A 22,677-nucleotide genomic window follows, 5' to 3' on the forward strand; every position below is an offset into this window, starting at 1 on the left:
GAACGCACATGCCAGGCTTGCAAGCCCTGCCTGCGCTACAAGCAGGGCAGCGCTTCCAATGTGCCTTCGGGTCTCCTTCATCGATTCGAACATATCAGGCAGTCCCTTTCGCGAAGGCGCTCGACAATGAGCTCCCCCAGCAGATCCCAAACGACGGGATCAATGAACAGATCAACGTCGTTGCAACTCCCAGGCCAGCTGCCATCAGCATTGCCCCAGCATGCATCGCTGTTATCGCGCTGGGCAGAACGTCTCCCGCAGCAACCACCCGGATTCCCAGCGCATAGGTGACGACAGCGAGTGCACTGCTTGCGACTCCCGCCGCGATGGATTCCCACATGAGCTGGACGAACACGTCCCGGCGTCGCGCTCCCAGTGCACGTCGTATCGCGAGCTCCCGCCTACGGCGCCCCAGACTGAAGCTCAGCAGTGCCGCCGCATTGACGACGCACACACCGAGAAGGATCAGTGACAGCCGAAGCTGCATCCTGGCCCGCTCCGGAACCAATCCCAGCCTGTCCAGCCAATCCATCAACGGCCAGAGTGCCACCTGCTGGGTGCCTGGTTCGATCCGAAGGCCCTTTGCCTGCGCGTAGGTATTCAGACTCGCGCGGTAGGCGGCGACATCATCTGCGGTGGGCAGCCACGCCCACAGTTGAAGCCATGAAACGTTGGCTCCTGCAGGATCCGTGTTCTGGTCACCCCCCCAGATCGCCGTCCCGTCCACAACAGTCAACTTGTCCGCGATTGCGGTTTCAACTGGCAGGTAGATCTCGTCAGGCTCCACAAACGGCCGGCGTGTGAGATCTCCCTGAAACATCGGCACCGGATGCCAATCCTCCGCGACACCCACAACGGTATAGGTGCGCCTGCCCAGTTCCAACCGATGACCAACACAATCCTGTGCACACTCACGCGCGGCGAGCGCACGCGAAAGCACCACGATTCGACTCGCAGCATGCCCCTCCTCGGCGGTCCATGCCCGTCCTTGAACAACGGCAATGCCAAGCACACTGAAGACTTCCGACGTAGCGAACCTCGCACGCAGCCTTGCGCTGGACTCTCCCGGCCGGGAGAGCGTCACCGCCCCCCCTGCCATTGCTGCCTGTTTCCACGTCCCACCTTGGCCCAGAAGCGCCTTCGCATCTGGCCAGGTCAGTGCCTGTCCCGGATTCGGGGAACCACTGCGCAGGGCATCTGGACGCGCGTCAAGGTACGGGCGGAACAATGCGGAGCTCCGGCCCGGCGCGGGATCCGACGATGCCTGGAGAACAATGGAGAGCATCACGGTCGTGATCCCCACCCCCGCACCCAGCATGAGAGCGATTGCCAGATGAGTGCCGATCCGTTGCTTGAATCGGGCAAGCGAAAGCTGGATGTAGTAGAGCATCATCCAATTGCATCCGGCGTTGGATTACTGGCGCACCTGTCCATGTGATTCTCACTCCATACCCGTGGAAGCTGATGGTTGAGAGTCTCTGATTGTGAAACTCCGACTCAAGCGGAGGCATGGAGTTTGCAACTTTCCTCAGGAAACACACGTAGCTCGCGGACCCTGGATAGAGCGACTGCCACTGATGACGAGGCCGACGTGACGGAGTCTGACGGGAAAGGCCAACTGCCGACGTGGAGACAACGCCCGACGCTTGGATATCTGATCGGAAGTTGGAGGAAGAAGCGTCCCAAAGCAGTTGCGGGCGTCAATGTTCTTCTAGACCCAGAAGTACCAGGCCGCTGCAGCCAGCAGCGCGCCAAACAACAGCACCTGCACCACCACATAGCCCACGCCACTGTCGCGCGACTCAGCGGCAATGCGCTTCTGCAGCGCCTCGCTCACATCCGGCGTTTCTTCCTGCTGCACCTGCTCACGCAACGCCTGCGCCAGCGCGCGCTCTTCCGCATCACGAGGGTCGGTCGATGGGTTCACAGCAGTTCTCCGGCGGCAGCACGCCGCGTCAGTTCCTGCTTCAGGATCTGCCGCGCGCGATACAGGTGGCTCTTGATGGTACCGCGGGCCAGCCCGGTCACCTGTTCGATCTCGGCCAGATCGAAATCCTCCAGGTAGTGCAGGCCGACGATCAGGCGCTGCGGTGCGCTCAGCCGTTCCAGCGCCGCGCCGAGCTGGCGCCCGGCCTGCAGCGCCTCGCTCAACTCGGCCGGGCCCGGGCCCTCATCGCCGATTCCCAGTTCCTCGGGTACTTCCACCGCCACCATCCATTGCGCCTCCAGCCGTCGCCGGCGCAGGTGTTGCAACGCCGTGGTGTAAGCCACCCGTGAAACCCAGGTGCGCAGCGAGGATTCAAAGCGGAACCGGTGCAGCTGGCGGAACACGGCCAGGAAGGTTTCCTGCAGCAGGTCGGCCACCTGATCACGGTCGACCACCATGCGCCCGATCACATGCGCGCAGGTGCGTTGATGGGTCTCGACCAGCTGCGAAAACGCCGCCTGCGAGCCGTCGATGATGGCCCGCACCAAGGCCTGGTCCGCATCCAGCGGTGCAGCGGGTGCCGCCGTCGCCGCTGCATCGTGGCGGCGACGGCCCCGAAGTGCCGACAGCGCTTCGCCGAGCAGGCTCATGCGCGGGGCGCCCCCTGTGCCCGTGGCATGTCCTGGCTCAGCCCTTGCGTGCGGCAGGACGGGTGAAGTGCCAGGCCAGCAGCTGGCCGAGGCCGGCACTGCCGACCATCGCGGCGGCGGCGCCGAAGGTCAGTTCGCGTGCACCGATCGCCTCCAGCAGGCCCATTGCCACGGCCAGGCTGACCAGGCTGATGCCCCAGCGCAGCGCGCCCTGGCGGCGGCGTTCTTCTTCCAGTACCGCCAGCGAGCGGATCACTTCCTCCGGCACGTGCGGAGCCACCAGCTTGCTGCGGGCGCGGGCATCGGCAATGGCATGGATCGCGTAGGCGATGCAGATGAAGAGGGTGATCGGGATCAGTTCCTGCATGGTCGGGCTCCTGTTCGGTGGATGATGCGGGTTCAGGAGAATGGATGCGCGACCACGGCAACCGGTTGCACCACTTTGCCAATCCCGCTGCCATGACCTGTGGCCCCTGCCCCGGGCCGGGGCGGCTGCTACCCTTGGCCGGTTTCCTCTTCTGGTGCCGTCCGCCCATGTCCCGAGTGCTGCCCCTGTCCCTCCTGCTGTCGGCCGTGCTGGCCGCACCGGCTGCGCATGCCGCGCCGACGCCGATCACCATCGAACAGGCCATGGCCGACCCGGACTGGATCGGTCCGCCGGTCGAGAAGGCCTGGTGGTCGTGGAACAGCCAGCAGGTGGAATACCAGCTCAAGCGTAGCGGCAGCCCGGTGCGCGATACCTTCCGCCAGCCGCTGGCCGGTGGTGTGGCCGCACAGGTCGCCGATGACCAGCGCGGCACCCTGGACGTGGCCGAGCCGGTCTACGACCGCAGCCGCAGCCGCAGCGCCTTCGTGCGCAATGGCGATGTGTTCGTGCGCGACCTGCGCAGCGGCGCGCTGACCCAGCTGACCCGCAGCAACGAGCGCGCGGGCAACGTGAACTTCGCCGCCGACAACGGCGTGATCTGGCGGGTCGGCCAGAACTGGTTCCACTGGACTGCCGCCAGCGGCGTGCAGCAGGTGGCCAGCCTGAAAGCCGAGAAGGACCCGCGCACGCCGCCGAAGGCCGACGTGCTGCGCGACCAGCAGCTGCGCACGCTGGAAACCCTTCGCCGCGACCGCGACCAGCGCGAAGCACTGAAGGACCAGGACCAGCGCTGGCGCCAGGCCGACCCGACCCGCGCACCGGGCCCGGTGTACCTGGGCGCCGACGTGGAGATCGCCGACAGCGTGCTGTCGCCGGACCTGACCCACCTGATCGTGGTGACCAAGCCGAAGGACTTCGATGACGGCCGCGGCGGCAAGATGCCGCTGTACGTGACCGAGTCGGGCTACGAGGAAACCGAGGACACCCGCACCCGCGTCGGCCGCAACGGCTTCGAACCGCACACCCTGTGGTACGTGGACGTGCGCACCGGCAAGGCCGAGAAGGTCTCGCTGGCTGGTCTGCCGGGCATCAGCACCGACCCGCTGGCCGAACTGCGCCGCAAGGCCGGCAAGGACGCGCTGAAGGGCGAACGCAGCGTGCAGGTGATGAGCGACTTCATGGGCGGCGGCATCCGCTGGAGCGCCGACGGCCAGCAGGCCGCAGTGATGCTGCGTGCCAACGACAACAAGGACCGCTGGATCATCAGCGTCAACGCTGCCGACGGCCGCGTGCAGAACCGCCACCGCCTGACCGACAACGCCTGGATCAACTGGGGCTTCAACGATTTCGGCTGGATGGCCGATGGCCGCACGCTGTGGCTGCTGTCCGAGGAATCCGGCTTCTCGCACCTGTACACCCAGGCCGGCACCGCCAAGCCGCAGGCGTTGACCAGCGGCAAGTGGGAAACCTCGGCGCCGGTGCCGTCGGCCGATGGCAAGGGCTTCTACTTCCTGTGCAACCAGCAGGCCCCGCATGACTACGAAGTCTGCGCGGTCGACACCGGCAGCCGCCAGGTGCGCGAGCTGACCAGCCTCAACGGCGTGGAAGACTTCTCGCTGTCGCCGGACGGCCAGCAGCTGCTGGTGCGTTACTCCGGCGCCTACCTGCCGCCGCAGCTGGCCGTGCTGCCCAGCGCCGGTGGCCAGGCCCGCGTGCTGACCGACACCCGCACCGCCGACTACAAGGCACGCCAGTGGATCCAGCCGAAGCTGGTGGCGGTGCCGTCCAAGCACGGTGCCGGCGTGGTCTGGGCCAAGTACTACGAACCGGAAAACAAGGAACCGGGGAAGAAGTACCCGATCGTGATGTTCGTGCACGGCGCCGGCTACCTGCAGAACGTGCACCAGCGCTACCCGGCCTACTTCCGCGAGCAGATGTTCCACAACCTGCTGGTGCAGAAGGGCTACATCGTGCTGGACATGGATTACCGCGGCAGCGAGGGCTACGGCCGCGACTGGCGTACGGCGATCTACCGCAACATGGGCCACCCGGAACTGGAAGACTACAAGGACGGCCTGGACTGGCTGGTCGACACCCAGCAGGGTGACCGCGACCACGCCGGCATCTACGGCGGTTCCTACGGCGGCTTCATGACCTTCATGGCGCTGTTCCGCTCGCCGGGCACCTTCAAGGCCGGCGCCGCGCTGCGCCCGGTGGTGGACTGGCACCAGTACAACCACGGCTACACCAGCAACATCCTCAACACCCCGGACATCGATCCGGAGGCGTACCGCGTGTCCTCGCCGATCGAGTACGCGCAGAACCTGCAGGACAACCTGCTGATCGCCCACGGCATGATGGATGACAACGTGTTCTTCCAGGACTCGGTGAACCTGACCCAGCGCCTGATCGAACTGCACAAGGACAACTGGTCGATCGCACCGTACCCGCTGGAACGCCACGGCTACACCCGTGCCGATTCCTGGCTGGACCAGTACAAGCGCATCCTCAAGCTGTTCGAGCAGAACCTGAAGTGAGCAACGCCGCGGCCACGATCCACATCGTGGCCGCGGTCATCCTGGATGACCGCGGCCAGGCGCTGGTGGTGCGCAAGCACGGCGCCAGCCGCTTCATCCAGCCGGGCGGCAAGCCCGAACCCGGCGAGGCGCCTCTGCAGGCGCTGGCACGCGAGCTGGAAGAGGAACTCGGCGTGCAGCTGCGCGCCGGGGCTGCCATCGCGCTGGGCACGTTCGAGGACTGGGCGGTGAATGAGCCCGGTCACCGCGTGCAGGCACAGGCGTGGTGGGTACAGGTGGACGGCACGCCACAGGCGCGCGCTGAGATCGCCGAACTGGCCTGGGTGCCGCTGCAGCCGCCGCATGGTCTGCCCTTGGCACCGCTGAGCGAACACCATATCCTGCCGGCCGTCGCCACCCGGGTGACGGCCCGCTGAACGCGCGGGCACCGATTGCAAGGACACCGGATGTCAGTGCCGCTCCCGCCGCCCTCGTTGCAGCCTTCGCCCTACCACGCGTGGATTCGACCGCTGGTCCAGGCCTCCTTCTGGCTGTCCGCGCTGCTGACCGGTTACTTCGTACTGCAGGGGCTGCTGGTGTGGCCGCTGCACGACATTCCACTCTGGCAACTGCTGGCCGGTGAAGTACAGCATCGGCAGATGCACAGCCTGACCTGGCTGCTGGCACACCCTGTGTGTGCCTCGATGATCGCCGCACTGCTCTGCCTGGCCTCGGCCGTGGCCAGTTGGGGCCTGCTGCGAGAGCGCCGCTGGGGCCTGTGGAGCTTCGTGGTGATGCTGCTGTTGAGCGCGCTGGCCAATTTCGCGATCACCTGGTGGCTGGACGTGTTCATGCGCGAGGTGATCGTGCTGCTCGCCGACGACCCGGGCATGCAGCAATCGATGCAGCCGCGGCGCTGGATGATGACCTTCACCCTGCTCGGCACGTCGGTGCTGTTCCTCGGCCTGCAGGGCTGGCTGGCCTGGCGCCTGCTGCGGCCGGACATCCGCTCGCGCTTCCACTGAGCCACACCCCGTTCCCGCACGACAAGGACCGTCGCATGCGCTTGCTGACCCTTCTCCCCGCACTGCTGCTGTTGGCCGCGCTGCCTGCCGGCGCAGACGCGCTGCAATGTGGCGAATACCGCAGCGCCGATGGTGGCATGGCGTTGGTGTTCAGCACCGCCAGCACCGGCTACCGCCACAACGACATCAGCGAGCCGGAACCACTGTGGGTTGATCACAGTGCGGCGCAGACCCGCCTGGTCATGCTCGATGACGGCGTCGCGCAGCCCATCCGGATCAGCGCCGACGGACGGCGCATCGCGGACGACGCAGGGATGATCTACACCCTGAGGCAGTCTCGAGCCTGCGCCGTCGAGCCCAGCGCGATGGACGGCAGCTGTCGCGCCGCCGGCAGCCACTGCATTGCGCAGCTGCCCACGGCCTCACCCGGCCAGGCCCAGCGTGCGTGCGGCGAAGGCGTTGGCGCGGGCTGCTCGGCGCTGCTGCGACAACTGCGCGATGGCAACGCCGCAGCCGCCGATGACACCGGCGCCGCGCGCTTCGAACGTCCGCCCGCCTGCCGCGAACACACACCCGGGCATGACCCGCAGGCCTGCGAGGCGCTGACTGACGATGCCTTGGCTGCCGCGATGCAGTCGGTGGGTGAGCGCCTGCAACAGGAAGACGAGGACACACTGAACTCACCGCTTCCGGCCGCTGCACGCGACCGTCTGCAGCAGCTGTGCCTGCATCACCGTGGTGGTCGCTTCTGCATCGAAGTGGCCGAACAGCAGTTGATCGCGCTGAAACCCGTGTTGGCGGTGCAGGCCCTGCAGGTGGTCTGCGATGCAGGACGCATCAGTGCCTGCGAACGCATCGCACCGCTGTACGATCTCGGTGCGGATCTGCGCCTCGTCCCGGCCCAGCGGGTGCCGTGCGGCCGCTACCAGGCCGACGGTGGCGTGATCGACAGGCTCGACTTCGGCGATGGCGCGCGTGGCCGCCTGCATGACGGTGCCATCCACCTGCAGCAGAACGGCGAAACCCTTGTGCTGCGCCAGCTCGGCAATGGCGACCTGCTTGGTATGGATGCGCAGACGGGATATCAGCGTTACCAGCCGGTGCCCGGCACGGCACAATGCACGCCCCCGCGCGAGGGCCGTGGTTCGCCGTAGCGCCTGGAGTTTCCCGTTCGATCGTCAAGGAGACGACATGCATTCACCCGCACCGCGCCGCCACTGGCTGGCCTGGGCGCTGCTGCTGGCCGCGCCGATGGCCGCCGCACAGTCACCGCAATGCGGCCTGTTCAAGGCCGACGAAGGCAGCGGTACGCTGCGCATCAGCTCGCCGAACCGCGGCGAGCAGAAGCACTTCGGCAGCGCACCGACGCCCGTCGCCTTCCAGCAGATCAACGGAACGCTGCAACTGGTGAACCTGGAGTACGGCCTGCCCAGCGCGCTGCAGGTGCGCGATCGTGGCCGGACGGTCGAGGTGGATGGCACGGTCTACATCCTGCAGACCCCCGCACAGTGCGCCGCAGCCGCCGCGCCGGCCGAAGGCAGCTGCCTGGCCGATGCGGCGGGGTGCCTGGACAACCGTCGCGAAGCGAGCCCGACCGCGCTGGAAGCAGGGTGCCGGGAAGGCGTGCCCGGCATGTGCCTGCAACTGGCTGATCGTTGGCACGAGGAGGCCAAACCTACGGTCGAGGCCGATCCCGCTCTGGCAAAGGCAGCGCTGGACGCCGCCCTGTCCGGCATCAAACTCCCCGCTGCCTGTGACGACGGTGGCTTCGAGCAGGGAACCCCGGCGTGTGCCGCCGCACTCGAGGCAGACCCCGCGGTGCAGGAGCAGCTGGTCAAGGCGGCGATGACGGCAGCCATGACCGAAGCCGTGGTGACGATGGCAGCGCCGACCGCGCCGGTGATCATTCCGGCTGAGCGGCGCCATAAGTTGTTGCAGCTGTGCCGCGAGGTATCCCATGGCGGCTTCTGCACCCGCGTGGCTGAACTGTCCTGGGAGGCGGGAGATCCCCAGCAGGCGGTGCAGGCCCTGGCTGCGGCCTGCACACCCGGTAACGACGCCGCCACCTGCGAACGCCTGCCGGCGCTGCAGGCGGTGGGTGCATCGTTGCAACCGCAGCCAGCAACGGCCCTGCCCTGTGGCAACTACCGGGCCGACGGCGGCCTGATGGACACGCTGGACTTCGGTGACAACGGCCTGGTCGGCGTTGGCTGGAACAGCCATCTTCGCGCGCGCGTCGAAGAGGGCGACATCCGCATCCGCCACGATCGGGACGGCGACTTCGTGCTGCGCCCGCTGCCCGGCGGCCAGTTGCTGGGCCTGGACACCTGGACCCGCTTCCAGGTGTTCACCCCTACCGGCGAGGGCCCGACCCGCTGCAGCGCACCGAGGCAATACACGGTACTGCCGCTGCCGCAGGATTGCCCGCTGGCGCTGGCCAACGAGGACGGTGCCGAAGCCTGCTGTGCGCAGGGCAAGCTGCAGGGCTGCAACATTCTCGGCAACCGCCTTGCGCTGTCCGGGCACTGGCTGCAGGCCGCCGGGCACTACACCACCGTCTGCCGCGCTGGCGTCCGCGAAGGGTGCGAGAACCTGGTCACCGCGCAGGGCAACGGTGCGGACGTGGACGCCCGTCGCATCCTGGAACAGCTGTGCAAGGCCGACCGCAGCGGCCTGCATGTGGCCTGCGACGTACTCGGAACCCAGAACTGGGAGCTGATCACGCTGGGCGGCGCCCTGCAGAAGTCGGTTGACGAGGCGGCGGTGGACGACACTCCGGCACCGCGCAACTCCAACCGCAAGCGCTGAGCCGGCCAGGGCCTGTCCGCAGCTTCGGGCGGGCCCTGCGGTAAAGTACGCGCCATGAACGAATTCGAGCGCGTGCGCGCCTACCTCACCGACCTGCAGGACCGCATCTGTGCGGCGATCGAGGCCGTCGATGGCCAGGCCCGCTTCCAGGAAGACCTGTGGCAGCGTGCCGAGGGCGGTGGCGGGCGTACCCGCGTGCTGCGTGACGGTGCGGTGTTCGAGCAGGCCGGCATCGGCTTCTCCGACGTGGCCGGCAGCCGCCTGCCGCCGTCGGCCTCGGCCAACCGCCCGGAACTGGCCGGCGCCTCCTGGCGCGCCACCGGCGTGTCGCTGGTGTTCCACCCGCACAACCCGTACGTGCCGACCACTCACGCCAACGTGCGCTTCTTCCAGGCGCAGCGCGACGGTGAAGTGGTGGCCAGCTGGTTCGGCGGCGGCTTCGACCTGACCCCGTTCTATCCGCTCGACGAGGACGTGCAGCACTGGCACCGGGTCGCGCGCGATCTGTGCGCGCCGTTCGGCGACGAACGCTATGCCGCGCACAAGCGCTGGTGTGACGAGTACTTCTTCCTGCGCCACCGCAATGAAACACGTGGCGTCGGCGGGCTGTTCTTCGACGACCTGCACGGTGACTTCGAACGCGATTTCGATTACCTGCGGGCGGTCGGTGATGGCTTCCTCGATGCCTACCTGCCGATCGTGCAGCAGCGCAAGGACACCGCATACGGTGAACGCGAGCGCGAGTTCCAGCTGTACCGCCGCGGCCGCTACGTGGAGTTCAACCTGGTCTACGATCGCGGCACCCTGTTCGGGCTGCAGAGCGGTGGCCGCAGCGAAAGCATCCTGATGAGCCTGCCGCCGCGGGTGCGCTGGGAGTACGGTTTCAGCCCGGAGGCCGGCAGTGCCGAGGCGCGCCTGGCCGACTACCTGGTGCCGCGCGACTGGCTCTGATCTTCCGGCGCCACGCCTGACGCGTGGCGCCTTCCCCGCCTGTAGTGCGTCCAGCACCGGACAGGTCCTGCTGTACCTCCTTCAAGGATGATCCCCCAATGCCTGTCGCTGTTTCCTTCCGTCCCCGCGCTGCGGGCTGGCGCTCCCTGCTGTTGCTTGCACTGGCCTCAGCCGCGCTGCCGGCATCGGCGCAGTCAATGGCCTGTGGTACTTACACCAACAGCAGCGGCACCACCACGCTGACCCTCGAGAGCGAGGGTCACGGCCACCTGTCCGGTCCCTACCAGGCCACCGAAGAACTGCGCGTGGCCCGCGAGCAGGACGTGCTCGGCACCGGCAACCTGAGCACCGGCCGCCTGGAAAACTGGTTCTTCGAGAACGACGACCGCAACATCGTCACTCCCTATGGCGAGTTCACCCGCCAGCGCTCCGCGGCCTGCAAGGCGATGCCGGAACCGATCGAGGGCGGCTGCGTGATGAATACCTCGGACTGCCTGGAGGCGTTGCCCGAGGCCGCACCGCCGAAGCTGCACGCCTGGTGCGCCGAAGGCGTGGGCGCGGCCTGCGTGCAGTTGCTGGAAACCTACCAGCAGCAGGCCAAGGACGCGGCCCCGAAGGCCACGCGGGCAGAGCCACCGATGCCTGAACTCTGCAAGGAAGATTCCCCATCGTTCGACGCAGAAGGATGCGAGGCGATGGCCTCAGTGGTGGCCTGGGAGCAGATGGGCAAGCTGGTGTTCGGGCTGGAACACGCGATGGCGCCACTGCTGCCGGCCACGCAGCTCGATGAATTGTCTGCGCTGTGCCGGCAGCAGCACGGTGAGACGTTCTGCAGCAAGGTAGCCGATGTACTGTGGAGTGCCGGGCGCACGCTGCAGTCCCGCGACGCGGTGCAGCTGGCCTGCGCACAGCGCCTGGAGGCGTCCGAGTGCGAGACCGCCAGACGTCTCGCGGTGCTGGACACGGTGCCGGCCACGGCGCTGGCACCGGTGCCAGCCATCACCCTGCCCTGCGGGCGCTACGAAGCCGAGCACAGCGTGCTCTCGCAGCTGAACTTCCTCGATGGCGGCGTGGTCGATGTCGAGGGCCGCAGCCAGCGCCTGCGCGCCAGCCTGGAAGGCGGGCGCATCCTGATCCGCCGCGACGTCGGCAGCGACTTTGTGCTGCAGGCGCTGCAGAACGGCAACCTGATCGGAATCGACAGCGGCAACCGCTTCGCCTACTACCAGCGCAAGCCCTCTGCCGGCGGGGCCAGCTGCAAGCCACCGGTGGCCTTCGTGGAGATCCCGCTGCCGCTGGACTGCCCGACCCTTGCCCGCAAGGACGGCGCCCAGGCGTGCTGTGCCGAGGGCAAACTACTTGGCTGCAAGGTCGCCGGCGAAGCGCTGTTCGAGTCCGAAAAATGGGCCGCGTCGCTGCCCTACTTCGAGACGCTGTGCGGCGCGGGCGTGCGCGAAGGGTGCCTGGCATTGGCAGCGGTGTATTCGCACACCGCAGACCCGAAGATTCCGCAGGCCATGGCGGCGATCTGCGCGAAGGACGGCAAGGGCACGCACGTGGCCTGTGATGTGGACGCCACCCGCAACTGGCCGGCACTGAAGGCCGAAGCCGCCCCCTGACGCTCATGCACCTGTAGAGCCGAGCCCATGCTCGGCTCCGGACGCAAGGCAGCCGAGCATGGGCTCGGCTCTACAAGGTCAGGTGCTCTTCCTCGGAATGATGGTGATGTGCCCGTTGATTTCCAGCAGGGCCAGCTCGACATCCTCCACGCCCAGACAGCCCTGCTGGCGCATGGCGGCCTCGAAATCCGAGCGGGTGACCTGCTCCCGGCGCAGAACGGCGTCGAACAGGCGCCCATCACGCGCGATCACCACCGGTTCTCCCTCCACCAGGCGTTCGATCCGCCGGCTGCGGGTACTTACCCAGCCCACCCCGTAGTTGAGCAGGATCAGGGTCGCGGCCAGCAGCAGGCCGCCGCCCAGCGAGGTGTCAGTGCCCAGCAGCGCGTTCTGCACCGCATTGCCCAGCAGCACCACCAGCAGCACGTCGAACGGGGTGATCTGCCCCAGCGGGCGCTTGCCGCTCAGCCGGACCATGCCCAGCACCACGACATACACCACCACCGCGCGCAGGATGAACTCCCACCACGGCATCGCCAGTGCGAACAGATCGGGCATTGCGGGTTCCCCTGCTGGACGGTGGCCCAGCCTAGCACCTGGGGTCAGATCCCTTTGCCCAGCGGGCAAAGGGATCTGACCCCATCCGAGATGTTCCGGCGGCACAAATAAAAAGCCCCGCTGACCAGGGGGAGGTCAACGGGGCCGGGGAACGGGCACTTGGGGAGGAGTCCCCGTTCCGAGATCTGCTCCAGGGGATGGGAGAGATCCACAACAGGCGTTGCGCCTGTCGAGAGTTATAGAAGCACTCCGAACACTAACGGTTCGTGAAGGGGCCCAATTTAATGAACCTCGATCAGGGCAACATTCATGATCGAGTCAGAAACCTCTGACGAATGAACGAATTCACGTCGTTTTCGGCCTGAAACACCCTCAGTGCGCTTCGTCCCAGTTGTTGCCGACGCCGGTATCGACCACCAGCGGCACCCGCAGTTTGGCCGCTTGCGACATGCGCTCCACCACCTGCAAACGCAAGTCTTCAACGAAACTACCTTCGGTTTCGAAGACCAGTTCATCGTGCACCTGCAGGATCATCCGCGCCGGTGCGCCGCTGTCACGCAGCCACTGGTCCACGTCCACCATCGCGCGCTTGATGATGTCGGCGGCGGTGCCCTGCATGGGCGCGTTGATCGCGGCACGCTCGGCACCGGCGCGCAGGCCCTGGTTACGTGCATGAATGTCGTTCAGGTACAGGCGGCGACCGAACAGGGTTTCCACGTAGCCCTGGTCGCGGGCCTGCTGGCGCATCCGCTCCATGAAGTCACGCACGCCCGGGTAGCGGCTGAAGTACAGCGCCACGTAGTCCTGTGCCTGGCCACGGTCGATGCCCAGGTTGCGGGCCAGGCCGAAGGCGCTCATGCCGTACATCAGGCCGAAGTTGATCGCCTTGGCGGCACGACGCTCGTTCGGCGTCACTTCTTCCAGGGTGCGCCCGAACACCTCGGCGGCGGTGGCACGGTGCACGTCGGCGCCCTGCTCGAAGGCACGCACCAGGCCCGGGTCCTCGGACAGGTGGGCCATGATCCGCAGCTCGATCTGCGAGTAGTCGGCGGCCAGCAGCTGGAAGCCCTCCGGGGCGATGAACGCGCGGCGGATGCGGCGGCCATCCTCGGTGCGGATCGGGATGTTCTGCAGGTTCGGGTCCGAGGAGGACAGGCGGCCGGTGGCGGCACCGGACTGGTGATAGCTGGTGTGCACGCGGCCAGTGTCAGGGTTGACCATCTCCGGCAGCTTGTCGGTGTAGGTGCTGCGCAGCTTGGCCAGGCCACGGTAGTCGAGGATCACCCGCGGCAGCTCATGCTGGTCGGCAATCGCCTCCAGCGCCTCTTCATTGGTGCTGGGCTGGCCCTTGGGGGTCTTCACCACCGCCGGCAGCTTCAGCTCATCGAACAGCACCGCCTGCAGCTGCTTGGGCGAATCCAGGTTGAAGCTGCGGCCGGCCAGTTCGGTGGCCTTCTGCTGCGCGGCCAGCATGCGCGAGGACAGGTCCTGGCTCTGTCGGCGCAACTCGTCGGTGTCGATGCGCACGCCGTTGGCTTCAATCGTGGTCAGCACCGGCACCAGCGGCATCTCGATGTCGCGGTACACGCTGTCCAGCGCTGGCTCGGCCAGCAGCTGCGGCTGCAGCGCGCGGTGCAGGCGCAGGGTGATGTCGGCGTCCTCGGCCGCATAGCGGCTGGCCTCGTCGATGCCCACCTGCGAGAACGGAATCTGCTTGGCGCCCTTGCCGGCCACGTCCTCGAACTTGATGGTGCTGTAGCCCAGGTAACGCAGGGCCAGCGAATCCATGTCGTGGCGGGTGGCGGTGGAGTTGAGCACGAAGCTCTCCAGCATGGTGTCGTCGTGGTAGCCCTGCATCTCCACGCCGTGGCGGCGCAGCACATGCAGGTCGTACTTGCCGTGCTGGCCCAGCTTCTTCTTCGCCGGGTCCTGCAGCACCGGGCGCAGTACATCCAGCACCTGCTGCAGCGGCAGCTGCGCCGGCGCCCCGGGGTAATCGTGGCCGACCGGAATGTAGGCGGCCCTGCCCGGCTCGACCGCCAGGCTGACGCCGACCAGGCGCGCGCGCATCGCATCCAGCGCGTCGGTCTCGGTGTCGAAGCTGATCAGGTCGGCCTGCTGCAGGCGCTCCACCCAGGCCTGCAGCTGCTCGCTGGTCAGCACGGTCTCGTATTCACCCGGCGCGGCCAGCGCCGGATCCAGCGTGCCGGCGGCCGGCGCCTCGGCGCTGCCACGGGCGAAGCCGGCAGCGGTGCCGCGCAGGCTTGGGGTGGCCTCACTGGCCGCGGTGGGGGCCGGCAGCGGTGCACCCAGCTCCTTCAGCGCCTGGGTGAAGCCATAGCGCGTATACAGCTCGGTCAGCTCCGGCACATCCTGCTCGCGCAGGGCGAGCGTGGTCGGGCTGGCGTCCAGCGCCACGTCGGTACGGATGGTCACCAGCTCGCGGTTCAGCGGCAGCCGCTCCAGCGCAGCGCGCAGGTTCTCGCCGATCTTGCCCTTCATGGTCGGCGCGGCCGCCATCACCCCGTCCAGGTGCTGGTACTCGGCCAGCCACTTGGCGGCGGTCTTCGGCCCGCACTTCTCCACGCCCGGCACGTTGTCGACCGCGTCGCCCATCAGCGCCAGCAGGTCGATGATCTGGTCGGCGCGCACGCCGAACTTCTCCATCACCGCCGCGTCCGAATCCATGCGGCTGCCGGTCATGGTGTTGACCAGCTCGATGCCCGGGCGCACCAGCTGGGCGAAGTCCTTGTCGCCGGTGGAAATGGTCACCTTCAGGTCCTGCGCCAGGCCCTGCAGGGCCAGCGTTCCGATCACATCGTCGGCCTCCACGCCGGGGATGCGCAGGATGCTGATGCCGAGCGCCTCGACGATGCGGCACATCGGCTCGACCTGGCTGCGCAGCTCATCGGGCATCGGCGGGCGGTTGGCCTTGTACTGGTCGTACAGGTCGTCACGGAAGGTCTTGCCCGGCGCGTCGACCACGAACGCGACGTAGGCCGGGCGTTCCTTCAGCGTCGAACGCAGCATGTTGACCACGCCGAACAGCGCGCCGGTGGGTTCACCCTGTGCATTGGACAGGGGCGGCAGCGCGTGGAACGCGCGGTACAGGTAACTGGACCCGTCGATCAGGACTAATCTGCTCATGGGTCGATTCTACGCGCCCGTGCCTGCACCGCGACGACACGGCACGCACCCGGCGATGGGGCATAATCAGGGCTCTATCCAGGCAAAGGCCCCCGCCGATGAAGACCCTGATGCTGGCTTCCCTGCTCCTGCTCGCTGGCTGCGCCAGCATGGGTGGCGCAGGTGCTCCCCCGGTGGACGTCAAGGGCGCCGATGTCTCCAAGCGCACCATGGACAACGGCGATGTCATCGAGGAATACCGCGTGTCCGGCCAGCTGCGCATGGTCAAGGTGACCCCGTCGCGCGGTGCTCCGTTCTACATGTACGACAAGAACGGCGACGGCCGTTTCGACAACGACAAGGACGGCGTGTCGCCGGTGTACTGGAAGCTGTACAGCTGGTGATGTGACCGGGGTCGGATCCCTTTCCGCAGGAAAGGGCTCTCCCCCCCCAAAGCCCCCGGGCCGCCCCCCCCCCGGGGGGGGGGGGTATCGGGGGGGGGGGGGAAACCCCGCCATGCTCGGATATGACGCCCCTCGGCCCCGCAAAAAACAACGCCGGCGCGCATCCTGCGGCCGGCGTCGGGTCCCCTCCCCGGGAACGCTTGAATCAGTGGGTGTGGATCAGCGGATGACCAGCACCGGCAGGGTGCTGCGCGCCAGCACTTCTGCGGTCTGGCTGCCCAGCAGCACGCGGGTCACGCCGCGACGGCCATGCGAGGTCATCACGATCAGATCGCTGTTGCGCTCGCCCGCCGTCTCGATGATGCCGTCGGCCGCATAGCGGTCCAGCACATGCACGGGGTTGGCGGTAATGCCCTGCTCGGCCGCCTTGGCCAGCGCCGGCTGCAGCACCTTCTGCGCGCCTTCCTCGCGGTCGGCCTTGTACTCGGGGCTGTTCATGTAGCCCACGCTCCAGCCCATGGCGTCGTACATGCCAACGGCCCACGGCTCGGAAACAGTCACGATATCGACCTCGGCGTTGAGGTCCTTGGCCAGTTCCAGGCCCTTGGCCAAGCCCTTGTCGGCCAGCTCGGATCCGTCGGTGGCAATCAGGATGCGCTTGTACATGGTGGGGCTCCGTAGCGATCTGCCAGATGGGAACGACACCATTGCACACCGGATGTGCAGGCCGCGCCTTGAGCAGGATCAATCCGGCGCCGCGCAGCGGCGTGTGCGCACCACCCGCTTGCCCGCCCCCTTGCCGCGGCGCATGCTGGACCAGCGGCACCGCGCCGCGCCGGGAGAACGCACATGCAGGACAGCAAGCCGACACCACGAAGCTCCCTCAGCATCATCCTTTGGAGCCTCATCGCCGCCTTCGTGCTGTTCTACGGCGGCTATCATCTGGGCAAGGACATGGCGCTGCGTGACAACGCCCGCCAGGCAGCAGGCAAGTAACCCGCTTCTGTAGAGCCGAGCCCATGCTCGGCTGCTTTTCCCGTCAGAAGCAGCCGAGCATGGGCTCGGCTCTACAGTTGACCTTCTCAGGCGATCTGCACCACGCGTGCGTTCTGGCACAGCGGGTAGCTGGCCACGAATCCGGCGATCGCATCGCGCATCGCCTCGAACGATTCGCCATACATGTACAGCGCGGTTTCGGTCGGGCCCTGCCACCAGCTGCAGATCTCGCCCAGGCCATCGATGTTCTCGGACAGCTGCTCGAACACGTGGTTGGAATCACACTGTTCGTAGACCTCGTCCGGCAGGTTCAGGCCATCCAGGTAGATGCCGAGGCCCTCGGTCACGCCGAAGCTGCGATCAGCCTCGCCAGCCCCCTGCAGCTGCGAACCCTTCGGCGCACCCAGCTGTTCCAGCAGGTCGATCAGCTTCGGCACGCCGGCCGCGTCCACCAGGGCAACTTCAATATCGCCGTACTCGACCTCACCCAGGTCCGACATCGCGGTGCCGCCGCCAGTCAGCTCGCCCACCTGGGCCGCCTGCAGCAGCGCGTCGAGCGGATCCTCGAACAGTTCGTGGCGATGCTCCGGCTGCAGCCGGGCGTTCAACTTCACGGTGACGTGCAACGTGGGTTCGGTCATGGGGCGTTCCTGGAACTGGAAGATGTGGCTTCTATTGTAGAGCCGAGCCCATGCTCGGCTGTTTTTCCCGCCAGAAGCAGCCGAGCATGGGCTCGGCTCTACAACAGCCCGTCAACGAAGGAAGGGCGTGACCTTGCGCTTCAGCAGCTCCACCAGCACCGGGTCCATGTAGTCGTAGTCATCCGGGATATCCATGCAGATCACCCGCTTGCCGTTCATCCACGCCTTGTAGCGGCTGGACAGCCGGTTGCGGTGGGCGCGCTCCATCACGAACACGATATCGGCCCACTGCAGCAGCTCGGGGCTGAGCACTTCCTCGGCGTCGGCCAGCAGCCCGGCCGAGGCGGTCTCGATGCCCGGCCAATCGGCGAATACCTGCTCGGCCGTCGGGCTGCGCAGGCGGTTCTGGCTGCAGAGGAAGAGCACGTTGCGGGTCATGAGCGCAGCCTAATCGGGGTCGGATCCCTTTTCCATCGGAGAAGGGGCTCTGACCCCAGGTGCTTTCAGACAAGTTGCATGGCCGGAAGACCTTCAGCAGACCATCATGTGCTTTTCCACCATCCAGATGCCCATGATCACCAAGGATGACCTGTTAACGACGTTCGCAGAGGTGGCTGAGGCCCACGGCTGCTACTTCAGCAAGTACGTAGTCGCGACCTACGTACTCTATTGCTGCATACGGAATGCCGGGGAACATGACCTCGCGATCGCGTCCAGAAATGTCGATGATCCGGAATTCGCTGCCAGCGTTGTGCTGAACGCGCCGCCCCGTCTTTCGCATGATGGGCCAACGATCTTCAAAATTCCTTCCAACGCCTATGGGTTCACTCATGCGATGGCGGTTCCCAGCACCTATCACGGGCTTCTGAATCAGATCGAGAAGCGCACGGGTCTGTTCCTGTGCCTGCCAATTTTCCCGTGTGAGTTCAACGGCAACGAATCAGAAGATGACTTCAGGTGGTCCACACATCACATCGTTGACGTCAACAACTGGCATCGGACCAGGCAGCCGAAGATAAGCCTGTACTTCGACAATGCCCGCACTGGCGGCGGAACGGACAAGGACGGCGCTATCGTGAGCCTGGAGACGTTGATAGCCGAAATCGACAACCTCAACGGCGTGGGCAACGGCTTCATCGAGATCACCAACTACCGCGGCGAGGTGATCGAGGTGTTGTCGCCGGCGGAAGACCACTACGTGCTGATCCGCAACCGCCAGGATGAAGAAGCGATGGACCGCGCCGGGTTGGTGGCAGCCGTGGAGACATTCACCATCGGCTGATAGCCGACCGCTGTTGTAGAGCTTTCCCACCAAGAGCAGCCGAGCATGGCTCGGCTCTACAGGAATTCCTGCCCCCCCGACAGTGATCAGATCACCGTCAGGTTGGCGTAGGCCATCACCAGCCACTTGCTGCCGGCGTCGGCGAACTCGACCTGCACGCGGGCGTGCGCGCCGCTGCCTTCGTAGTCGGTCACCATGCCTTCGCCGAACTTGGGATGGGTGACCAGCGCACCCAGCTTGACCGGCGGCGCCTCGATCGAGGCATGGCCCATCACCCGGCTGGCGCCCATCGAGGCCGGGCGCGAGACCTGCACCTTCGGGCGCACTTCGTGCAGCAGCTCGCGCGGAATCTCGCGCAGGAAGCGCGACGGCAGGCTGTAGTTGTCCTGCCCGTGGATGCGGCGCGATTCGGCATAGCTCAGCACCAGCTTCTGGCGCGCGCGGGTGATGCCGACGTAGGCCAGGCGGCGCTCTTCTTCCAGCCGCCCGCTTTCCTCCAGCGAACGTGCGCTGGGGAACAGGCCTTCTTCCAGGCCGGCCAGGAATACCAGCGGGAATTCCAGGCCCTTGGCCGAGTGCAGGGTCATCAGCTGCACGCCGTCCTCGCCCGCCTGCGCCTGGCCTTCACCGGCCTCCAGCGCGGCATAGGCCAGGAACGCGACCAGCTCGTCCATGTCCTCGCCCACTTCCTCGATGTCATCGGCACGGCGCACGAAGCGCGAGGCCACCGAGACCAGTTCGTCGAGGTTGTCGGTGCGCGATTCCGAGTCCAGCGCGTTGCGGCTTTCCTTGCTCCAGTGCTCGCGCAGCTGCGAGCGGGCGAGCACGTGGTCCACGCGCTCGGCCAGGGTCATGTGCAGGGTCTGCGCCTGCAGCTCATTGACCAGCACCAGGAAGCCGGCCAGCGCGTTGCGCGCGCGTGCGGCCAGCGCACTGCCCTGGGTGACCAGCATGGTCGCTTCCCACAGCGAAATGCCCTGCGCGCGCGCCTCGCGGCGTACTTCGTCCAGCGTGCGGTCGCCGATGCCACGGGTGGGCGTGTTGACCGCACGCTCGAACGCCGCGTCATCGTTGCGGTTGGACAGCAGGCGCAGGTAGGCCAGCGCATCCTTGATTTCGGCACGCTCGAAGAAGCGCATGCCGCCGTACACCCGGTACGGCACCTGTTCGCTCAGCAGCGCTTCTTCCAGCGCGCGCGACTGCGCGTTGCTGCGGTAGAGCACGGCCACTTCGGTGTAGCTGCCACCGTCGCGCACCCACTGGCGTGCACGCTCGACGATGTAGCGCGCCTCGTCCATCTCGTTGTACGCCGCGTACAGGTCGATCGGCTCGCCGTCGCCGCTGTCGGTCCACAGCTGCTTGCCGATGCGGTCCGGGTTGTGCGCGATCACCGCGTTGGCGGCGCCGAGGATGTTGGCGGTGGAGCGGTAGTTCTGCTCCAGGCGGATGGTCTGTGCGCCCGGGAAGTCGCGCAGGAAGCCCTGCACGTTCTCGACCTTGGCGCCACGCCAGCCGTAGATGGCCTGGTCATCGTCGCCGACCACGAACACGTGGCCGGAATCACCGGCCAGCACGCGCACGAAGGCGTACTGGATGGCGTTGGTGTCCTGGAACTCGTCCACCAGGATCTCGCGGAAGCGGGCGCGGTAATGCGACAGCAGCGCCGGGTTGTCGCGCAGCAGTTCGTGCGCGCGCAGCAGCAGCTCGGCGAAGTCGACCAGGCCGGCACGGTCGCAGCGTGCCTGGTATTCGATATAGGCCTGGCGCATGGTTTCCAGCCACGCATCGTGCGGTTCGGGCTGGATGTGCTGCGGGCGGCGGCCCTCGTCCTTCTGCGCGTTGATCCACCACGCGATCTGCTTGGCCGGGTACTTGCCGTCGTCCAGTTCCAGCGCCTGCACCACGCGCTTGACCAGCCGCAGCTGGTCGTCCGAATCCATCACCTGGAAGCCTTCGGGCAGCTTCGCGTCCTGCCAGTGCAGGCGCAGCAGGCGGTTTGCCAGGCCGTGGAAGGTACCGATCCACATGCCACGGCTGCCGTTGGGCAGCTGTGCGTCGATGCGGTGGCGCATTTCGCCGGCCGCCTTGTTGGTGAAGGTCACCGCGAAAATGCCGTGGGTCGGCACGCCGTCGACTTCATGCAGCCAAGCGATGCGGTGGGTGAGTACGCGGGTCTTGCCGGAACCGGCACCGGCCAGCACCAGGTGGTGGCCGGGGGGAGCGGAGACGGCTTCGCGCTGGGCCGGGTTCAGGCCATCAAGCAGGTGGGAGACATCCATGCCCCCATTTTACGGCATCGCCGTCGCGGCTCCTGCGACCACCTGGGTGGCCAGTGCCTGGGCCTGCTGACGCAGTTCAGGCACCGCCAGGCTTTCCCACAGGCTGCCGATGCGCAGGCTGCCGAGCACGCCCAGCCGCGCCTGCGGCTGGCCACCGACGGCGCGCAGGCGGTCGCCCGGCACCGTGCTGTCCAGGCCCAGCCCATGCGGACCGGGGCGGGCAAGTCCATCGGCCTGCAGCTGCTGCAGCAACGGATTGCGCAGCGCACTGGCGCGGGTTTCGACGCCGGTGGCGTTGATCACACCGCCGATCGTCCACCGCTGTTCATTGCCCGAGGCATCGCGGCCGGACAGCTGCACGGCATCGCCTTCGCGCCAGACGCGTTGGAGGCGGGCGCGGTGGATGTGCAGCTGGCCGCTGTCCTGCAGAGTCTGCAGCTGCGCGTCGACCTCTTCGGCAATGCGGTGGCGATGCACATCCCAGTAGCGCACCACATGGCGCAGGAAGCGGCGCTGGTCGGCCGCGTCGAGGCTGCACCACAGCGCCTGCCCGTGCGGACGGATGCGGTCCATCACGCCCTGCCACGGCAGGCCGTCGGCCTGCGCTTGACGGGCGAAGCCACGCAGCGCACGCAGGCGCTGGCGCAGGTTCATCGGCAGCAGCACCGCCGGATCGAAGCTGGGCAGGCCGCCGTGCGCGTGCGGCAGCGGCAGCAGGCCATGGCGTGAGATCACATGAAGCGGGCCGGTGTGACCAGCAGCGACCAACGCCAGCACGGTGTCGGCCATGCTCAGGCCGGAGCCGACAATGGCCACGGCCTGTTCGCCGGCCAGGGTACGCACGCCGTCGTAGTCCCATGCCTCGATCACGTCATCGGCGGGCAGCGCATCGGCGCCGGGTACCGGCAGCGGGCGCATGCTGTTGCCGGTGGCCAGCACCGCCTGCGCGGAGTGCAGCGTGCTGCCATCGCCCAGTGTCAGCTGGTAGCCGTGGTCATCCGGCTGCAGGCCCAGTACCGGCTGTGCGATCACCTGCAGCTGTGCCGGGCTGGCGGCCACGGCCTCCTGCAGGCGCTGCTGCAGGTAGGCGGCAAAGAAGTGGCGGCACACATAACGCTCGCCCAGCACCTCGCGCGCCTCGCCCGGGTAGGCGTTGGCGGCCATCAGGTAATCGAGGAAATCGCCGGGCTGGTCGGCAAACGCACTCATCTTCGCCGCCGGCACGTTCAGCAGGTGCTCCGGCCATGGCGTGGCGTAGGCGATGCCCTGCGCCAGCTGCGGGGCCGGTTCGAAAATGGCCAGCGCCAGCGGCGCCTTCGCCTGGCGCAATACCTGGATCGCTACCAGCACCCCGGCCGCACCACCACCGATGATTGCCAGGTCCAGTTCGCCATTACGCGGTGAATCAGTCATGTACCGATTGTAGGCCATCGGCGATGACGGGAATGAGGGGAATAACCGGGGGTAGAGTCGACTGTTAGTTGTGATCTCTCTGTACGTTGTTCATCCGGGGCATCTTTGGAAAATG

Annotated in this window: 21 protein-coding genes; 10 read left to right on the forward strand and 11 right to left on the reverse strand. The window is 66.9% G+C overall.

What is annotated here, in order from left to right; translation table 11 throughout:
* Positions 1 to 94: 94 nt before the first annotated feature.
* The 4 genes from ACZK29_RS21285 to ACZK29_RS21300 all read right to left on the reverse strand — a co-directional run bounded on the left by ACZK29_RS21285 (position 95) and on the right by ACZK29_RS21300 (position 2,944).
* Positions 95 to 1,393 (reverse strand): ABC transporter permease, encoded by a 1,299-nt coding sequence (locus ACZK29_RS21285; RefSeq protein ID WP_478446476.1) that lies wholly within the window; start codon positions 1,391 to 1,393, stop codon positions 95 to 97.
* Between the two features lie 318 nt (positions 1,394 to 1,711).
* Positions 1,712 to 1,927 carry a hypothetical protein gene (locus tag ACZK29_RS21290; protein WP_106549985.1) on the reverse strand — a complete coding sequence of 72 codons (216 nt, stop codon included), beginning with the start codon at positions 1,925 to 1,927 and terminating at the stop codon, positions 1,712 to 1,714.
* The gene (locus ACZK29_RS21295) at positions 1,924 to 2,577 is read right to left on the reverse strand and encodes an RNA polymerase sigma factor (RefSeq protein ID WP_164146475.1); all 654 of its coding nucleotides are present in this window, start codon (positions 2,575 to 2,577) and stop codon (positions 1,924 to 1,926) included. The genes ACZK29_RS21290 and ACZK29_RS21295 overlap by 4 nt, the downstream gene beginning before the upstream one ends.
* A 37-nt stretch (positions 2,578 to 2,614) precedes the next feature.
* Complete coding sequence (locus ACZK29_RS21300) at positions 2,615 to 2,944, reverse strand: hypothetical protein (protein ID WP_010482336.1); 330 nt, start codon at positions 2,942 to 2,944, stop codon at positions 2,615 to 2,617.
* A 167-nt stretch (positions 2,945 to 3,111) separates the two neighbouring features.
* Here ACZK29_RS21300 and ACZK29_RS21305 point away from each other — a divergent pair, with 167 nt between their 5' ends.
* The 7 genes from ACZK29_RS21305 (at position 3,112) to ACZK29_RS21335 (ending at position 11,863) form a co-directional block, all read left to right on the forward strand.
* Positions 3,112 to 5,481 (forward strand): S9 family peptidase, encoded by a 2,370-nt coding sequence (locus ACZK29_RS21305; protein WP_111204293.1) that lies wholly within the window; start codon positions 3,112 to 3,114, stop codon positions 5,479 to 5,481.
* Positions 5,478 to 5,897 carry an NUDIX hydrolase gene (locus ACZK29_RS21310; protein WP_111204294.1) on the forward strand — a complete coding sequence of 140 codons (420 nt, stop codon included), beginning with the start codon at positions 5,478 to 5,480 and terminating at the stop codon, positions 5,895 to 5,897. Before ACZK29_RS21305 ends, ACZK29_RS21310 begins: the two co-directional genes overlap by 4 nt.
* A 30-nt stretch (positions 5,898 to 5,927) precedes the next feature.
* Complete coding sequence (locus ACZK29_RS21315; RefSeq protein WP_111204295.1) at positions 5,928 to 6,485, forward strand: hypothetical protein; 558 nt, start codon at positions 5,928 to 5,930, stop codon at positions 6,483 to 6,485.
* A gap of 35 nt (positions 6,486 to 6,520) precedes the next feature.
* Positions 6,521 to 7,639: a hypothetical protein gene (locus ACZK29_RS21320; RefSeq protein WP_164146474.1), complete on the forward strand. Its 1,119-nt coding sequence runs from the start codon at positions 6,521 to 6,523 to the stop codon at positions 7,637 to 7,639.
* Positions 7,640 to 7,676: 37 nt separating this feature from the next.
* A complete protein-coding gene (locus ACZK29_RS21325; RefSeq protein WP_111204297.1) occupies positions 7,677 to 9,293 on the forward strand; it encodes a hypothetical protein in 1,617 nt (538 codons plus the stop codon).
* A gap of 54 nt (positions 9,294 to 9,347) precedes the next feature.
* The gene (gene hemF, locus ACZK29_RS21330; RefSeq protein WP_111204298.1) at positions 9,348 to 10,244 is read left to right on the forward strand and encodes an oxygen-dependent coproporphyrinogen oxidase; all 897 of its coding nucleotides are present in this window, start codon (positions 9,348 to 9,350) and stop codon (positions 10,242 to 10,244) included.
* 98 nt (positions 10,245 to 10,342) lie between these two features.
* Entirely contained in the window at positions 10,343 to 11,863 is a 1,521-nt protein-coding gene (locus tag ACZK29_RS21335) for a hypothetical protein (RefSeq protein WP_478446477.1), read from the forward strand.
* 78 nt (positions 11,864 to 11,941) lie between these two features.
* Here ACZK29_RS21335 and ACZK29_RS21340 read toward each other — a convergent pair whose 3' ends face one another.
* A complete protein-coding gene (locus ACZK29_RS21340; protein WP_106549994.1) occupies positions 11,942 to 12,421 on the reverse strand; it encodes a DUF421 domain-containing protein in 480 nt (159 codons plus the stop codon).
* 372 nt (positions 12,422 to 12,793) lie between these two features.
* Positions 12,794 to 15,568, reverse strand: a complete 2,775-nt coding sequence (gene polA / locus ACZK29_RS21345; RefSeq protein ID WP_459047218.1) for a DNA polymerase I — start codon at positions 15,566 to 15,568, stop codon at positions 12,794 to 12,796.
* 98 nt (positions 15,569 to 15,666) lie between these two features.
* On the opposite strand from polA, the gene ACZK29_RS21350 reads away from it, so the two are divergent.
* Positions 15,667 to 15,951 carry a DUF2782 domain-containing protein gene (locus ACZK29_RS21350; RefSeq protein WP_005411628.1) on the forward strand — a complete coding sequence of 95 codons (285 nt, stop codon included), beginning with the start codon at positions 15,667 to 15,669 and terminating at the stop codon, positions 15,949 to 15,951.
* 219 nt (positions 15,952 to 16,170) lie between these two features.
* Here the strand turns inward: ACZK29_RS21350 and ACZK29_RS21355 are convergent, their stop codons facing one another.
* Positions 16,171 to 16,617, reverse strand: a complete 447-nt coding sequence (locus tag ACZK29_RS21355) for a universal stress protein (RefSeq protein ID WP_005411629.1) — start codon at positions 16,615 to 16,617, stop codon at positions 16,171 to 16,173.
* A 183-nt stretch (positions 16,618 to 16,800) separates the two neighbouring features.
* Here ACZK29_RS21355 and ACZK29_RS21360 point away from each other — a divergent pair, with 183 nt between their 5' ends.
* Positions 16,801 to 16,947 (forward strand): hypothetical protein, encoded by a 147-nt coding sequence (locus tag ACZK29_RS21360; RefSeq protein WP_478446478.1) that lies wholly within the window; start codon positions 16,801 to 16,803, stop codon positions 16,945 to 16,947.
* Positions 16,948 to 17,033: 86 nt separating this feature from the next.
* Here ACZK29_RS21360 and ACZK29_RS21365 read toward each other — a convergent pair whose 3' ends face one another.
* Both ACZK29_RS21365 and ACZK29_RS21370 read right to left on the reverse strand, forming a co-directional pair.
* Entirely contained in the window at positions 17,034 to 17,588 is a 555-nt protein-coding gene (locus tag ACZK29_RS21365) for a hypothetical protein (protein WP_057500898.1), read from the reverse strand.
* Between the two features lie 111 nt (positions 17,589 to 17,699).
* Entirely contained in the window at positions 17,700 to 18,026 is a 327-nt protein-coding gene (locus ACZK29_RS21370; RefSeq protein WP_111204301.1) for a low molecular weight protein tyrosine phosphatase family protein, read from the reverse strand.
* 133 nt (positions 18,027 to 18,159) lie between these two features.
* Here ACZK29_RS21370 and ACZK29_RS21375 point away from each other — a divergent pair, with 133 nt between their 5' ends.
* The gene (locus ACZK29_RS21375; RefSeq protein ID WP_239503935.1) at positions 18,160 to 18,870 is read left to right on the forward strand and encodes a hypothetical protein; all 711 of its coding nucleotides are present in this window, start codon (positions 18,160 to 18,162) and stop codon (positions 18,868 to 18,870) included.
* Positions 18,871 to 18,956: 86 nt separating this feature from the next.
* Here the strand turns inward: ACZK29_RS21375 and uvrD are convergent, their stop codons facing one another.
* A complete protein-coding gene (uvrD, locus tag ACZK29_RS21380) occupies positions 18,957 to 21,149 on the reverse strand; it encodes a DNA helicase II (RefSeq protein WP_459047215.1) in 2,193 nt (730 codons plus the stop codon).
* Positions 21,150 to 21,158: 9 nt separating this feature from the next.
* Positions 21,159 to 22,580, reverse strand: coding sequence for an FAD/NAD(P)-binding protein (locus ACZK29_RS21385; protein ID WP_478446479.1), 1,422 nt, complete (start codon positions 22,578 to 22,580; stop codon positions 21,159 to 21,161).
* Positions 22,581 to 22,677: the final 97 nt, after the last annotated feature.

It is taken from the genome of Stenotrophomonas sp. 89682_Sma, assembly GCF_056481405.1.

Bases quoted from the DNA above. Each gene is read 5' to 3' on its own strand.
- ACZK29_RS21285 (WP_478446476.1), bottom strand. From the start codon at position 1,393: ATGATGCTCTACTACATCCAGCTTTCGCTTGCCCGATTCAAGCAACGG.
- ACZK29_RS21295 (WP_164146475.1), bottom strand. From the start codon at position 2,577: ATGAGCCTGCTCGGCGAAGCGCTGTCGGCACTTCGGGGCCGTCGCCGC.
- ACZK29_RS21300 (WP_010482336.1), bottom strand. From the start codon at position 2,944: ATGCAGGAACTGATCCCGATCACCCTCTTCATCTGCATCGCCTACGCG.
- ACZK29_RS21305 (WP_111204293.1), top strand. From the start codon at position 3,112: ATGTCCCGAGTGCTGCCCCTGTCCCTCCTGCTGTCGGCCGTGCTGGCC.
- ACZK29_RS21315 (WP_111204295.1), top strand. From the start codon at position 5,928: ATGTCAGTGCCGCTCCCGCCGCCCTCGTTGCAGCCTTCGCCCTACCAC.
- ACZK29_RS21320 (WP_164146474.1), top strand. From the start codon at position 6,521: ATGCGCTTGCTGACCCTTCTCCCCGCACTGCTGCTGTTGGCCGCGCTG.
- ACZK29_RS21325 (WP_111204297.1), top strand. From the start codon at position 7,677: ATGCATTCACCCGCACCGCGCCGCCACTGGCTGGCCTGGGCGCTGCTG.
- hemF (WP_111204298.1), top strand. From the start codon at position 9,348: ATGAACGAATTCGAGCGCGTGCGCGCCTACCTCACCGACCTGCAGGAC.
- ACZK29_RS21335 (WP_478446477.1), top strand. From the start codon at position 10,343: ATGCCTGTCGCTGTTTCCTTCCGTCCCCGCGCTGCGGGCTGGCGCTCC.
- ACZK29_RS21340 (WP_106549994.1), bottom strand. From the start codon at position 12,421: ATGCCCGATCTGTTCGCACTGGCGATGCCGTGGTGGGAGTTCATCCTG.
- polA (WP_459047218.1), bottom strand. From the start codon at position 15,568: ATGAGCAGATTAGTCCTGATCGACGGGTCCAGTTACCTGTACCGCGCG.
- ACZK29_RS21350 (WP_005411628.1), top strand. From the start codon at position 15,667: ATGAAGACCCTGATGCTGGCTTCCCTGCTCCTGCTCGCTGGCTGCGCC.
- ACZK29_RS21355 (WP_005411629.1), bottom strand. From the start codon at position 16,617: ATGTACAAGCGCATCCTGATTGCCACCGACGGATCCGAGCTGGCCGAC.
- ACZK29_RS21360 (WP_478446478.1), top strand. From the start codon at position 16,801: ATGCAGGACAGCAAGCCGACACCACGAAGCTCCCTCAGCATCATCCTT.
- ACZK29_RS21365 (WP_057500898.1), bottom strand. From the start codon at position 17,588: ATGACCGAACCCACGTTGCACGTCACCGTGAAGTTGAACGCCCGGCTG.
- ACZK29_RS21370 (WP_111204301.1), bottom strand. From the start codon at position 18,026: ATGACCCGCAACGTGCTCTTCCTCTGCAGCCAGAACCGCCTGCGCAGC.
- ACZK29_RS21375 (WP_239503935.1), top strand. From the start codon at position 18,160: ATGATCACCAAGGATGACCTGTTAACGACGTTCGCAGAGGTGGCTGAG.
- uvrD (WP_459047215.1), bottom strand. From the start codon at position 21,149: ATGGATGTCTCCCACCTGCTTGATGGCCTGAACCCGGCCCAGCGCGAA.
- ACZK29_RS21385 (WP_478446479.1), bottom strand. From the start codon at position 22,580: ATGGCCTACAATCGGTACATGACTGATTCACCGCGTAATGGCGAACTG.